The sequence below is a fragment of the Pseudomonas japonica genome (assembly GCF_900188455.1).
GTDB lineage: Bacteria > Pseudomonadota > Gammaproteobacteria > Pseudomonadales > Pseudomonadaceae > Aquipseudomonas > Aquipseudomonas japonica.
On record NZ_FZOL01000007.1, the window covers coordinates 115,597 to 128,722 of the forward strand.

General features: G+C 66.1%; 11 protein-coding genes and 1 pseudogene. 8 read left to right on the forward strand and 4 right to left on the reverse strand.

What is annotated here, in order from left to right:
- Positions 1-51 precede the first annotated feature (51 nt).
- Entirely contained in the window at positions 52-786 is a 735-nt protein-coding gene (locus CHB99_RS11050) for an AzlC family ABC transporter permease (protein ID WP_042130611.1), read from the forward strand.
- Positions 783-1,109, forward strand: coding sequence for an AzlD domain-containing protein (locus CHB99_RS11055; RefSeq protein ID WP_042130609.1), 327 nt, complete (start codon positions 783-785; stop codon positions 1,107-1,109). Before CHB99_RS11050 ends, CHB99_RS11055 begins: the two co-directional genes overlap by 4 nt.
- A 7-nt stretch (positions 1,110-1,116) precedes the next feature.
- On the opposite strand, the gene CHB99_RS11060 is transcribed toward CHB99_RS11055, so the two are convergent.
- The 3 genes and pseudogenes from CHB99_RS11060 to CHB99_RS11065 all read right to left on the reverse strand — a co-directional run bounded on the left by CHB99_RS11060 (position 1,117) and on the right by CHB99_RS11065 (position 3,015).
- A complete protein-coding gene (locus CHB99_RS11060) occupies positions 1,117-2,337 on the reverse strand; it encodes an RtcB family protein (RefSeq protein ID WP_042130606.1) in 1,221 nt (406 codons plus the stop codon).
- Positions 2,338-2,394: 57 nt separating this feature from the next.
- A pseudogene (locus CHB99_RS30080) lies at positions 2,395-2,523 on the reverse strand (PDDEXK nuclease domain-containing protein); the annotation flags it as partial.
- Between the two features lie 39 nt (positions 2,524-2,562).
- Positions 2,563-3,015, reverse strand: coding sequence for an Lrp/AsnC family transcriptional regulator (locus tag CHB99_RS11065; protein ID WP_042130604.1), 453 nt, complete (start codon positions 3,013-3,015; stop codon positions 2,563-2,565).
- Positions 3,016-3,127: 112 nt separating this feature from the next.
- Here CHB99_RS11065 and CHB99_RS11070 point away from each other — a divergent pair, with 112 nt between their 5' ends.
- The 3 genes from CHB99_RS11070 to CHB99_RS11080 all read left to right on the forward strand — a co-directional run bounded on the left by CHB99_RS11070 (position 3,128) and on the right by CHB99_RS11080 (position 7,817).
- Entirely contained in the window at positions 3,128-3,742 is a 615-nt protein-coding gene (locus tag CHB99_RS11070) for a LysE family translocator (RefSeq protein ID WP_042130601.1), read from the forward strand.
- 534 nt (positions 3,743-4,276) lie between these two features.
- Positions 4,277-5,461 (forward strand): chromate efflux transporter, encoded by a 1,185-nt coding sequence (gene chrA / locus CHB99_RS11075; protein ID WP_042123840.1) that lies wholly within the window; start codon positions 4,277-4,279, stop codon positions 5,459-5,461.
- A gap of 148 nt (positions 5,462-5,609) precedes the next feature.
- Positions 5,610-7,817, forward strand: a complete 2,208-nt coding sequence (locus CHB99_RS11080) for a TonB-dependent receptor (RefSeq protein WP_042123838.1) — start codon at positions 5,610-5,612, stop codon at positions 7,815-7,817.
- 120 nt (positions 7,818-7,937) lie between these two features.
- Here the strand turns inward: CHB99_RS11080 and CHB99_RS11085 are convergent, their stop codons facing one another.
- Positions 7,938-8,945, reverse strand: coding sequence for a zinc-dependent alcohol dehydrogenase family protein (locus CHB99_RS11085; protein WP_042123837.1), 1,008 nt, complete (start codon positions 8,943-8,945; stop codon positions 7,938-7,940).
- Between the two features lie 142 nt (positions 8,946-9,087).
- Between CHB99_RS11085 and CHB99_RS11090 the strand changes: the two genes are divergently transcribed.
- The 3 genes from CHB99_RS11090 to CHB99_RS11100 all read left to right on the forward strand — a co-directional run bounded on the left by CHB99_RS11090 (position 9,088) and on the right by CHB99_RS11100 (position 13,114).
- Positions 9,088-9,588, forward strand: a complete 501-nt coding sequence (locus CHB99_RS11090; RefSeq protein WP_042123834.1) for a sigma-70 family RNA polymerase sigma factor — start codon at positions 9,088-9,090, stop codon at positions 9,586-9,588.
- Between the two features lies 1 nt (position 9,589).
- Entirely contained in the window at positions 9,590-10,537 is a 948-nt protein-coding gene (locus tag CHB99_RS11095; RefSeq protein ID WP_042123832.1) for a FecR domain-containing protein, read from the forward strand.
- Positions 10,538-10,642: 105 nt separating this feature from the next.
- On the forward strand, positions 10,643-13,114 hold the full coding sequence (locus CHB99_RS11100) for a TonB-dependent siderophore receptor (RefSeq protein ID WP_052419412.1): 2,472 nt from the start codon (positions 10,643-10,645) through the stop codon (positions 13,112-13,114).
- Positions 13,115-13,126: the final 12 nt, after the last annotated feature.

Here is a 13,126-nt window from a genome sequence, read left to right on the forward strand (position 1 = left end):
GACGCGCCTGTCATGCGGTCTGTCAGAACAATACGACGAGCAGGAGGCGACATGCCTTTTCACACGGGACGGGACGCGTTCATCCAGGGAGTCCGCGCGCTGATGCCACTGACGCCCGGCGTAATTCCGTTCGGGCTGGTCACCGGGGTCATGGCGATCAAGATGGGCATGAGCCCGGCCATGGCCATCGGCATGACCCTGATCTTCTACTCCGGTTCGGCGCAGATGGTCGCGCTGCAGCTCATCCACAGCGGCGTGGTGCCGGTGGCGATCGTGGTCACGGCGCTGATCATCAACCTGCGTTTCATCATGTACAGCGCCTCCCTGGCGCCGCACCTGCACACGTTGCCACGCCGCTGGACCTGGCCGCTGTCCTACATGCTTTCCGACCAGTCCTACGCGCTATGCACCCTGAAGTTTTCCGCCGGCGAGCTGGGCCGCTTCGGTCACCACTACTACGCCGGCACGGCGCTGGCCATGTGGCTGGCGTGGAACCTGTCGGTGGTGGCCGGCGTGTACCTCGGCGCGAGCATTCCGCAAAGCTGGTCGCTGGGCTTTGCCATTCCGCTGTCGTTCCTCGCCCTGCTGGTGCCCGGCATCCGCAACCTGCCGAGCCTGGCCGCGGCCATCGTCGGCGGCAGCATCGCCGCGCTGGCGGTGGACCTGCCGTACAACCTCGGCCTGGTGACGGCGTCGCTCGGCGGCGTGATCGCCGGCGTTACCGCGGAGAGCCTGCGCAAACGATCGTCGGAAACGGCATTCCAGAGCGAAGGAGAACGCTCATGAGCGATCTGGCCTTGTGGGGGCTGTTCCTGCTGATCGGCCTGGGCACCTTCGCCTTGCGCCTGTCCTTCATCGAGCTCTACGGCAACCTGCGGGTGCCACCACTGGTGACCCGCGCCCTGGCGTATGTACCGGCCAGCGTGCTGGCGGCACTGGTGCTGCCGGCCGTCGTGTACCCGCAAGGGCATGGCGATTTCGTCATCGGCAACCCGCAGATTCCCGCCGCGATCATCGCCGCCGGGGTGGCCTGGAAAACGCGCAATACCGTTCTGACCCTGGCGGTGGGGATGGGCGCGTTGTGGGGCTTGCAGATGCTGATGGCGTGAGCGGGCCTCAGCCCTTCACACAGACCACCTGCCGCAACGTATGCACCACCTCCACCAGCTCGCGCTGGGCATGCATGACCGCGTCGATGTCCTTGTAGGCCATGGGGATCTCGTCGATCACCTCCTTGTCCTTGCGACACTCGACATGGGCGGTGGCGCGAACCTGGTCCGCCACGCTGAACTGCTTCTTCGCCTGGGTCCGGCTCATCGTGCGGCCCGCGCCGTGGCTGCAGGAGCAGAACGCCTCCTCGTTGCCCAGGCCGCGCACGATGAAGCTCTTCGCGCCCATGGACCCGGGGATGATGCCGAGCTGGCCCTTCTGCGCCGACACCGCGCCCTTGCGGGTGACCAGAATGTCCTCGCCGAAATGCCGCTCCTTCTGCACGTAGTTGTGATGGCAGTTCACCGCTTCGAGATTGGCCTCGAACGGCTTGCGGATCACCGTGCGCGTCGCCGCGATCACCGCGCGCATCATCAGCTCGCGGTTCTGCCGGGCGAAGTCCTGGGCCCAGCCCACCGCCTCGACATAGTCGGCGTAATGCCGGCTGCCTTCCTCGAAATAGGCCAGGCTGCGATCCGGCAGATTGGCGAGGTGCTGGCGCATATCGGCCTGGGCCAGTTCGATGAACAGATTGCCGATGGCGTTGCCCACCCCGCGCGAACCGCTGTGCAGCATGAACCACACGCGGTCGGCTTCATCCAGGCAGACCTCGATGAAGTGATTGCCGCCGCCGAGGGTGCCCAGGTGCGCGCGGTTGTTGGTCTTTTCCAGCTTCGGGTACTTGTCGGTGAGCGCCCTGAAGCGCCCGGCCAGGCCTGCCCAGACCTGCTCGGCGTGCGCCGGCACCTGCTCCCAGGCGCCCTGGTCGCGGCGGCCGAAGGTCTTGCCGTGGGGCACCGCCTGCTCGATGGCGCAGCGCAGGCCGAACAGGTTGTCCGGCAGGTCGGCGGCGACCAGCGACGTACAGGCGGCGATCATCCCGCAGCCGATGTCCACCCCCACCGCCGCGGGGATGATCGCGCCCTGTGTGGGGATCACGCTACCGATGGTCGAGCCCTTGCCCAGGTGCACATCCGGCATCACCGCCAGGTGCCGGAAGATGAACGGCAGGCGCGCGGTATTGAGCAATTGCTGGCGCGCCTCCGCTTCCACCGGCACGCCCTCGATCCAGGCCTTCACCGGCTTGCCGTTGGCGACTTCGAGCAGTTGGTAGGTTGTGTCTTTCATGTTGGTGTTCCTGTAAGGCGGCCAGCCGGCACGCTCAATGATCGCCCGCGGTATTCAGACCTCCAGAACACCTGGGTGAGTTTGTGTCACCACTGGTGTCACTTTTGCCGATGACAACACACTGCGCTCGAACAGCGCAGTCTTGAGTTGCCGCTCGAGATCACGCTTGGACCACTTTTCCTGGATCGGCCAGACAGATCGCCTTTTATCCGCCGACTTTTCCTGTCAAAGCGGCAGCGCCCTGCCCTGGATCACCTGCTTCATCACCAGCGTCGAGCTCAGGCGCTGCACGTTCGGCAAGCGCGCCAGATGCTCGTCGTACAGTTGCTGGAACGCCGACAGGTCGCGGGTGACGATGCGCAGCATGTAGTCCGGGTCACCGAACAGCCGCTGCGCTTCGAGGATCTGCGGGATTTCCGGGAGCGCGGCCTCGAAGGCCTGCACGGCTTGCTGGTGACCTTCACGCAGGGTGACGAAAACGATCGCGGCAAAACTCAGCCCCAGTTCGGTGGGCGACAGGTAGGCGCGATAGCCCAGGATCACCCCGGACTCCTCCATCGCCCGCACCCGACGGTGACACGGCGAGAGACTGAGGCCGACGCGCTCGGCCAGTTCGGTCAACGACTGCCGGCCATCCCGTTGCAGCTCGGCAAGAATCTTTCTGTCGATGCGATCCATACGCAAGAATCTTCCACCTGGTTAGCGAAACCACAGGATATACGAAAGATAATTCCCACGACGCTTGCGTACTCTTCTGAACAGTCCTCAGCGAACTATCGGGAGTTTCCAAGTGACTGTCAGTGTGCTGGCCGCGTTCTGGGCGGTGTCGTTTCTGTTCGTGATCACCCCCGGGGTGGATTGGGCCTACGTCATTTCCGCGGGCATTCGCGGGCGCTGGGTCGTGCCGGCGGTGGCGGGGCTGCTCTCCGGGCACCTGCTGGCGACGCTGATCGTCGCCGCCGGCGCCGGCGCACTGCTGGCCAGCAATCCCGCGGCACTGGCGGCGATGACCGTGGTCGGCGCGCTGTACCTGCTGTGGATGGGCATCAACCTGCTGTGCAAGCCTTCGGCCCCCGCGGCCAGCGAGCAGAAGGCGGAATCCTGGGCGAGCTGGGCGATCCGCGGGTTCTGTGTCAGCGGGCTGAATCCCAAGGTCTTCCTGCTGTTCCTCGCCCTGCTCCCGCAGTTCACCGATCCGCTGTCGAACTGGCCGGTAGCGACGCAGATCATCGCCCTCGGCCTGCTGCATGCGGTGAGCTGCGCGATCATCTACCTGCTGGTCGGCTACAGCGCCCGCAGCGTGCTGCAGACCCGGCCGAGCGCGGCGAAAAATGTCAGCCGCGTGTCCGGCCTGGCGATGATCGCCATCGCCGTGGTGCTGCTCGCGGAACGCCTGTTCGCCTGAGCGATACCGCGCGTGCCAGGCGCGCTCATCCCGCCTTGATGAGCATGGATATCTACACAAAGTTGAGGGCCTGGCGGGAAACCGCATAAAGGCCGCTTGGTGCCTGTCTTGAGTCTTGCAGCGCCCTCCAGATCGAGCGCCGCCCGCGCGGCGCATCGCGAGCTCGCTCGCTCCTACATTTTTTGCAACGTGCCATGGCCTGTGAGAGCGGCGTTGCCAGCCTTTGGCGCTTGGCAATTTATCGCGGGGAAGCTGTTGGGTCGACGCGATACCACGTCGTACACACAAGGCGGTCAACCATGGCCTGTCAGGCATAGGCACGTTGCAAAAAATGTAGGAGCGAGCGAGCTCGCGATGCGCCGCGCGGGCGGCGCTCGGTCTGGAAGGCGCTGCAGGGCTCAAGACAAGCACCTGGCAGCCCTGATGCGGTTCCCCGCCAAACCTTCGAAGATGTGTAGATCCCCATACCCCGACAAGGTGGGCAATGTCATCGCGTAATGCTCAAATGGCCGTTTTCGCCCGTGGAGCCGCACGATGTCCCGACCGTTGGAGATTTTCCTGGTGTTCCTGCGCCTGGGCCTTACCTCGTTCGGCGGTCCGGTTGCCCATCTGGGCTATTTCCACCGTGAGTTCGTCAGCCGTCGGCGCTGGATCGACGAAAACGCCTACGCGGATCTGGTCGCGCTCTGCCAGTTCCTGCCCGGGCCGGCCAGTAGCCAGGTCGGCATGGCCATCGGCCTGTCGCGGGGCGGCTATCGCGGCGCCCTGGCCGCCTGGACCGGGTTCACCCTGCCCTCCGCGGTGTTCCTGACACTCTGCGCCCTGGGCATTGCCAACTACCCACAGACGTTGCCAGCCGGTCTGCTGCACGGCCTGAAGATCGTCGCCGTCGCCGTGGTGGCCCAGGCGGTATGGGGCATGAGCCGCATGCTGTGCCCAGACCTGCCGCGCGCCGTGCTGATGCTGCTCTGCGCCGCACTGACCCTGCTGCTGCCGACGGCCTGGAGCGCACCGCTGCTGATGCTGCTCGCCGGCCTGGTCGGCGCGCTGGCCTTGCGTGCGCCCCCAGGCAGCGCCGGCCAGTCTCTGCCGGTAGCCCTGTCGCAGCGCCATGGCGCCGTCTGGCTCGGCCTGTTCGCCATGCTGCTGCTCGGTTTGCCTTTGCTCGACAGCGCCCTGGACAACCCGCTCCTGGCCCAGTTCGATGCGTTCTACCGCGCCGGTTCGCTGGTGTTCGGCGGCGGTCATGTGGTGCTGCCACTCCTGCAGGCGGAAGTGGTGCAGCCCGGCTGGATCGACCGGGATACCTTTCTCGCCGGCTACGGTGTGGCCCAGGCAGTACCGGGGCCACTGTTCACCTTCGCGGCCTTTCTCGGCGCCTCGATGCAGATCGGCGCGTCCGGCTGGGGCGGCGCCGCATTGTGCCTGGTGGCGGTGTTCGCGCCCTCGTTCCTGCTGATTGCCGGCGCCCTGCCATTCTGGGCGCGGGTGCGCCAGCAGGCAGCCATCCGTTCGGCGCTCATGGGCGTCAACGCGGCGGTGGTCGGCCTGCTGCTCGCGGCACTCTGCGACCCGCTGTGGGGCAGCGCCATCCTCGGTCCGACTGACGCCGCGCTGGCGCTGGTGGCGTTCCTCGCCCTGCAGGTGCTGCGCGCGCCATCCTGGCTGGTGGTGTTGGCGGGCGCGCTGGCCGGCTGCTGGATCCCCGCCCCGCTGTGAACGGCCAGTTACCAGAAGCCGGCATGTTCCGTGGGCGTTCGACGATTTTTGGATCCAAGAATAATTATCATGTAGCAATGTAAATTATTTGTAATTGTGAAAAATTCGTAATTTAATCGCGCCCAGTTTTTAAAAGGGAACGATTCTCATGAACAAAAACAGCACCTCCGCCTTGCCTCCTCGTCGCCTGCTGGCCTCGGCCATCGGCCTGGCCGTCGCCTCTTCCGCCACCGGCGCGCTTGCCGACCAGGCCAAGCCTGTCGAACTGGACAGCCTCAAGGTCCAGGCCGCGCAGGACCAGGGCTCGCGCACCGAACAATCGGCCTCGGCGAAATACACCAAGCCGCTGGTCGACGTGCCACAGACCATCACCGTGGTCCCGCCCAAGGTGATCGAGGAGCAGCAGGCACTGAGCCTGCGCCAGGTGCTGTCGAACGTTTCCGGGATCACTTTCAACGCCGGTGAAGGCGGTGGCGGCTCTGGCGACAGCATCAACATCCGCGGCTTTTCGGCCAACAGCAACATCCAGATCGACGGTCTGCGCGACAGCGCCCAGACCACCCGCAGCGACACCTTCAACATCGAGCAGGTCGAGGTCATCAAGGGCCCGAACTCGGTGTTCGGCGGCGCCGGCACCACCGGCGGCAGCATCAACGTGATCAGCAAGCAGGCCAGGGACCAGGCCTTCACCCGCCTGGGCGGCAGCGTCGGCACCGACAGCTACTACCGCATGACCCTGGACAGCAACCAGCCGCTGGAAGGTGTGGGCCACGACAGTGCGTTCCGCATCAACCTGATGGGCCATCAGAACGACGTGGCCGGTCGCGACGAGATCGACCGCGAGCGCTGGGGCATCGCCCCGACCCTGCGCCTGGGCCTGAGCGAAGACACGCGCCTGACCCTGAGCGCCTTCCATCAGAAGGACGACAACCTGCCGGACTACGGCGTCCCGGCACTGGACGGCAAGAAACTGGCCGGCGTCGACCGCGAAAGCTACTTCGGCTGGAAGAACCTGGACAAGGAAGAGATCGAGCAAAGCTCGTTCACCGCCAACCTGGAACACGACTTCAACGACAACCTGCGCATCCAGAACATCACCCGCTACAGCCAGGTGGCCCGCGATACCGTGGTGTCGGCGTCCCACGTCAACACCGTCGGGGTTCCGGCCGGTCGCTACCTGCCAGCCGGTCCGCAGGCCTACGGTCGCGACGCGACCACCGAAATGTGGATCAACCAGACCAACCTGATCGGCAATTTCGACGTGCTGGGCATGCGTCACGACGTGGTGGCGGGCGCGGAAATCTCCCGCGAGACGCTCGACCTCAAGACCTACAACCACGGCCTCGGCACTTCGCTGTACCCGCGCACCGGCTATGACCTGAGCAACCCGCCCGGCCACTGGAACGGTGCCGCGCCGAAAACCGTCAGCGGCTACACCGAGACCGAGCTGACCAACCGCGCGCTGTACGTCTTCGACACCATCGCCCTGCATGAGCAGTGGGACCTCAACCTCGGCCTGCGCTACGACCGCTTCGAAGGCGAAGCCGATGGCTACTCGGCCGCCCATGTGCGCACCTCGACCTTCGAGTCCAGCGACGACAAAGTCAGCGGCCGTGCCGGTCTGGTCTACAAGCCGGCGGAGAACGGGCGCATCTACCTGGCCTGGGGCAACTCCTTCAACCCGTCCGCGGAAAGCCTGGCATCCAGCGGTGGCGGCCTGAGCGCGGCGACCGAAGACCTGCAACCGGAGAAGAACGAGACCTGGGAACTGGGTACCAAGTGGGAGCTGCTGGACAAGCGCCTGGAACTGGACGCGGCGATCTTCCGCGTGACCAAGGACAACGCCCGGGAAACCATGGCCGACGGCTCGACGCAACTGGCCGGCAAGCAGCGCGTGCAAGGTGTTGAAGTCGGCGTGACCGGCCACATCACCGAGCAGTGGGACGTGTTCGCCAACTACACCTTCCTCGACAGCGAGACCCTCAAGGCCGCCAACACCGCCGCCGGTATCGCCCGTGAAGGCCAGGCCCTGGGCAACACCCCGCCACGCTCGCTCAACCTGTGGACCACCTACGAGTTGCCGGCCGGCTGGACCCTGGGTTACGGCGCGCGCTACGTCAGCGAGCGCAACGTCAGCTCCAGCACCACCGCCAAGCTGGACGACTACTGGGTACACAACGCCATGGTCGCCTACAAGGTCAACGAGAACCTGGACCTGCAGCTGAACGTCAACAACCTGTTCGACAAGGACTATGTCGAGCGCGTGCGTCAGCAGAACGGTACGGCGGCACGCTCGTCGGCGATCGAGTACGGCGATGCCCGCTCGGCGATCCTGTCGGCGACCTACGCCTTCTGATCACGCGATACGGGGCCGCCTCGCGGTCCTTTCGCGGTAGTTCGACGTCCTGAAAAAGCCAGCGCCCACAACAGTGGGCGCTGGCTTTTTCGCTATGGCCTGCACCGCAGGCCCGCGGCGTCAGAACGTCAGGCAGATCTTGCCGAAATGCCGGTTGCTTTCCTGATACTGGAACGCCTCGACGATCTGCTCCAGCGCGAACACCTTGTCCACCACCGGACGCAGGCCGTTGGCATCGATGGCGCGAATCATCGCCTGCTGCTGCGCGCGGCTGCCCACCAGCACACCCTGCAGGCGGATCTGCCGCACCAGCGCCTGCACCAGCGGCAACTGCCCGGCGACACCGCTGAGGATGCCGATCAGGGAAACATGCCCGCCGATCCGCACCGCGGTCATGGACTGCTCCAGGGTCTCCGGCCCGCCCACTTCGATCACATGATCCACGCCGCGATTGTCGGTCAGGGCGCGTACCTTCTCGCCCCAGTTCGGCGTGCTGCGATAGTTGATCACCGCGTCGGCACCGAGGCTTTTCAGCCGCTCCAGCTTCTCGTCGCTGGAGGAGGTGGCGATCACCGTGGCGCCCGCCGCCTTGGCGAACTGCAGGGCGAAGATCGACACCCCGCCGGTCCCCTGCACCAGCACCGAATCACCGGGTTTGAGCGAGTCGTCGGCCATCAGCGCGCGCCAGGCGGTCAGGCCGGCGGTGGTCAGGGTCGACGCTTCGGCGTGGCTGTAGCCCTTCGGGGCACGGGTGAAGGAGGTGGCGCGGGCGGTCACCACTTCGCGGGCGTAACCGTCGATGCCGTCGCCCGGCACCGTGGCGAAACCTTCCACCAGCGGCTGGCCGTCCAGCCAGTCGGGGAAGAAGGTGCTGACCACCGCGTCGCCCACGGCGAACTCGCTGACGCCCTCGCCCACCGCGATCACCTCGCCGGCACCGTCGGCCATGGGGATGCGCGGCGCGCTCGGGCCCCACATGCCGCTGACCACGGCGAAGTCGTGATAGTTGAGGGAGTTGGCGTGCAGACGCACGGTGATCTCCCCGGGCGCCGGAGCCGCTGCTTCGCTGTGGCCGACGACGACGTTGGCGTAACCGCCGCCGGGTTGCACGTAGATGGCTTTGCTCATGACCTCTCCTTGTTCGAACCATTGCAGATGACAGTGCAGCAGTCTTGGTCCGACGCCCGACGGGGTCAAGCGCGCGCGCTTGCACAATCGACAAATAGGCCACAATATTGCGACTCATTATCAATTACCTCTCGCCCTGCCCATGTCCACCTCCGAACACGCTGCCCTGCATGTCCTGTACAGCGAACACAATGGCTGGCTGAAGAGCTGGCTGCGCGCCCGCCTGGGCAATGCCGCCGATGCCGCCGACCTGGCCCAGGACACCTTCATCCGGGTGCTCAACGCCCGCAATGTCCAGAGCATCCGCGAACCGCGCAGCTACCTGGGCTCCATCGCTCACGCGCTGATGGTCGACCGCTTTCGTCGGCGCGCCGTGGAGCAGGCCTATCTCGCCGAACTGGCGCTGCGCCCGGAACAGACCTTCGACTCCCCGGAAACCCGCCTGCTGATCCTGGAAACCCTGGTGGCGGTGGACACCCTGCTCGACGGCCTCGGTGAGCGGACCCGCGGCATCTTCCTCTGCGTCCAGCTCGAAGGCCTGACCTACGCCGCCACGGCGCAGCGTCTGGGCGTATCGCTGAACACGGTGAAGAAGCACCTGGCCCGCGCCATGACCCATTGCCTGCTGCTGACGGACGACTGACATGGCCCAGCCGCTAGACCTGCAGGTTCTCGAAGCCGCCGCCCAGTGGTATGTCCGCCTCAACGCCGGCGCCCCGAACGCGCGCCTCCTCGGTGCCTGGCAGCAGTGGCTGGAGCAGAACCCCGCGCATGCCCGTGCCTGGGCCCGGGTGGAGAAGGTGCAGACGCGGATCGGTCAGTTGCCGGTGGAGGTCGCCCTGCCGACCCTGGCCGGGGTCCGCGCACGGCGCCGGGCCGTGCTCAAGACCCTCGCCCTGCTGCTGGCCACCGGCGCCAGTGCCTGGGGCCTGCGCGACAGCGACACGGCCCAGTCCCTGCTCGCCGACGTGCGCACCGGCAAAGGCGAGTTGCGCCGTATCACCCTCGCCGATGGCAGCCAGTTGCAGGTCAACACCGACAGCGCCCTGGACCTTCGCTACGACGACACACAGCGCCTGCTGTATCTGCATCAGGGTGAGATCAGCGTGCAGACCGCCGGCGATCCTCGCAGCAGGCCCTTCCTGGTGCAGACCCGTGAAGGCGTGGTGCGCGCCCTCGGCACGCGCTTCTGCGTGTACAGCGTCGATGGCTGCAGCCAGGTCAGCGTGCAGCAGCACGCGGTGGAGATCCGCGCCCGGGCAGGCACGCAATCGGCATTGCGCCTGGAAGCCGGGCAAAGCGTGCGTTTCGATCGCCACGGCCTTGCCCCGGTCACCCCCACCGCGCCCGGCGCCGATGCCTGGACCCAGGGCATGCTCAGCGTGATCGACTGGCGCCTGGCCGATTTCGCCCGCGAACTGCGCCGCTACCGCCCCGGCATCGTCCGCTGCGACGCGCGGGTCGCGGACCTGCGCCTCACCGGCGCGTTTCCGCTGAACGAGACCGATACGGTGCTGCACAACCTGAGCGCTTCGCTGCCCGTCAGGGTGCGCTTCCTGACCCGCTACTGGGTCAGCATCGAGGCGGTGTGAAAATATTTGTGTGATGGGGGTGGCCATTTTCGCCCGGCAGAACGGCTACGGAAGAAACCTGGCCCTGAGCGCCGCCTTCCGTCCCGTCCCTGCAAGGAAAACCGCATGCCCCCGTTCCGTCCGCGAGCCTCCACTTCTCTGCTGCGTGCCGCCCACCTGGCGCTGTTCGGGCTGCCCGTAGCCGCCGGGCTGCTCAGCGTCCTGCCCGGCCAGGCCGTGGCCCAGAGCGCGAGCCAGCAGTTCCAGATCGCCGCCGGCCCGCTGGGCACCGTGCTCAGCCTGTTCGCCACCCGGGCCGGGATCACCCTGTCGTTCGATGCGCGTGACACCCAGGGCCGGCAATCCAGCGGACTGCAAGGTGCGTACAGCGTCGAGGAAGGCCTGGCACGCCTGCTCGCGGGCAGCGGGTTGCGCGCGCAGCGCAGGGACAACGGCGGCTATGTCCTGGTCCCCGCCGCCAACGCTGGCAGCGTCGAGCTGGGCGCGACCAGCATCGACGGCCAGTTCCTCGGCGAAACCACCGAACACTCCGGCAGCTACACCAGCGGCGTGACGCGCACGGCGACCAAGCTGCCGCTGACGATTCGCGAGACGCCGCAGTCGATCACCGTGGTCACCCGCCAGCAGATGGACGACCAGGGCGCCCAGAGCATCGCCGACGTGCTGCGCAACACCCCCGGCGTATCCGCGCAGTCCTACGACAGCGACCGTACCGAGTTCTCCAGCCGCGGCCTGGTCATCACCAACTATCAGTACGACGGCGTCAACAGCGTTTACGACGGGGTCTACAACGAGGGCGTGACGCATGTCGACATGGCCATCTACGACCGCGTCGAAGTGCTCAAGGGCGCGACCGGCCTGATGACCGGTTCCGGCGATCCCTCGGCCACGGTCAACCTGATCCGCAAGAAGCCCACCGGGCAGTTCCAGGCGTCGCTGACCGGCAGTGCCGGCTCCTGGGACAACTACCGCGGCGAGGGCGATATCTCCGGCCCGCTGAACCAGAGCGGCAGCCTGCGCGGGCGCTTCGTCGGGGCGAAACAGGACGGCAATGGCTACCAGGACCATTACCAGATGAAGAAGGAGGTCTGGTACGGCATCCTCGAAGCCGACCTCGGCCCGCAGACCCTGCTCACCGTCGGCGTCGACCAGCAGACGACCACGCCGCGCGGCACTTCCTGGACCGGCAATCCGGTGTACTTCAGCGACGGTACCCGCACCGACTTCTCGCGCTCGTTCAACCCCGGGGCCGACTGGAGCCGACGCGACTTCCAGAGCCGCACCTTTTTTGCCAGCCTGGAGCAGGCCCTGGCCAACGACTGGAGCCTCAAGCTCAGCCTCAACCAGATGCAGTCCGACCACGATACGCGCCTGGCCTCCGCCAGTGGCGGCAACCCCGACCGCGCAACCGGCGACGGCATGTTCTTCTACTGGGGCCGCTGGGAGGGACACCGGGTCCAGAACAACGCCGACCTGAGCCTTTCCGGTCCGTTCAGCCTGCTGGGGCGCGAGCATGACCTGGTGCTCGGCTTCAACAGCACGACCTCGCGCCAGACCGGCGACACCTACGACACCAGCCTGTTCGCCATGGTCCCGGGGAGCATCTACGACTGGCGCGGAGACATCGCCGTGCCGGTGTTCCCGAAGAACGGCAAGTACGAACAGAACAAACGCCAGAACGGCGCGTACATCGCGACGCGGCTGAAGCCGGTCGACGACCTGTCGCTGATCCTCGGCACCCGGGTCAGCACCTTCAAGTACGACGAAACCTACAACTACGACGGCCTCAGCCCGAGCTTCCCGGACAGCCAGGCCGACTACGAGCAGCATGGCGTGGTCACGCCCTACGCCGGCATCGTCTATGACCTCGACGACATCTGGTCGGTGTACGCCAGCTACACCTCGATCTATCAGCCGCAGACCTACAAGGACAGCGCGGGCTCGACGCTCGATCCGGTGGAAGGCAAGAGCTACGAAACCGGGCTCAAGGCGGCGTTTCTCGGCGGCCGGCTGAATGCCAGCCTGGCGCTGTTCCGCATCGAGCAGGACAACGTCGCGCAGTCCATCGGCACCAATCCGCTGACCAACGAAGGCATCTACAAAGCCATCGATGGCGCCACCACCAAGGGGGTGGAGCTGGAGATCGCCGGCGAACCGCTCGACGGCTGGAACCTCGGTGCCGGCTACACCTACGCGCGCACGCGCGATGCCGACGAGCAACGCATCTTCGGCTTCCCGATGAGCACCAGCAAACCCGAGCACCTGCTGCGTCTGTTCAGCACCTACCGCCTGCCCGGCGCGCTGGAGCGGGTCACCGTCGGTGGCGGGCTGAACTGGCAAAGCGCGTTCTACGGCAATATCTGGAACCCCGCGAGCAACGACTACAGCCGCATCAAGCAAGGCGGATACACCCTGGTCGACCTGATGACCCGCTACCAGCACGACGAGCACCTGAGCTTCACGCTCAACGCCAACAACGTGTTCGACAAACGCTACCTGAGCGGGCTGGGGAACTTCGATACGACCTGGTACGGCGAGCCGCGCAATCTGATGCTCACCACGCGCTGGGATTTCTGAGGGGTACTACGG

Excerpts from the sequence above, each read along its gene's own strand:
- CHB99_RS11050 (WP_042130611.1), top strand. The coding sequence starts at position 52 with ATGCCTTTTCACACGGGACGGGACGCGTTCATCCAGGGAGTCCGCGCG.
- CHB99_RS11055 (WP_042130609.1), top strand. The coding sequence starts at position 783 with ATGAGCGATCTGGCCTTGTGGGGGCTGTTCCTGCTGATCGGCCTGGGC.
- CHB99_RS11060 (WP_042130606.1), bottom strand. The coding sequence starts at position 2,337 with ATGAAAGACACAACCTACCAACTGCTCGAAGTCGCCAACGGCAAGCCG.
- CHB99_RS11065 (WP_042130604.1), bottom strand. The coding sequence starts at position 3,015 with ATGGATCGCATCGACAGAAAGATTCTTGCCGAGCTGCAACGGGATGGC.
- chrA (WP_042123840.1), top strand. The coding sequence starts at position 4,277 with ATGTCCCGACCGTTGGAGATTTTCCTGGTGTTCCTGCGCCTGGGCCTT.
- CHB99_RS11080 (WP_042123838.1), top strand. The coding sequence starts at position 5,610 with ATGAACAAAAACAGCACCTCCGCCTTGCCTCCTCGTCGCCTGCTGGCC.
- CHB99_RS11085 (WP_042123837.1), bottom strand. The coding sequence starts at position 8,945 with ATGAGCAAAGCCATCTACGTGCAACCCGGCGGCGGTTACGCCAACGTC.
- CHB99_RS11090 (WP_042123834.1), top strand. The coding sequence starts at position 9,088 with ATGTCCACCTCCGAACACGCTGCCCTGCATGTCCTGTACAGCGAACAC.
- CHB99_RS11095 (WP_042123832.1), top strand. The coding sequence starts at position 9,590 with ATGGCCCAGCCGCTAGACCTGCAGGTTCTCGAAGCCGCCGCCCAGTGG.
- CHB99_RS11100 (WP_052419412.1), top strand. The coding sequence starts at position 10,643 with ATGCCCCCGTTCCGTCCGCGAGCCTCCACTTCTCTGCTGCGTGCCGCC.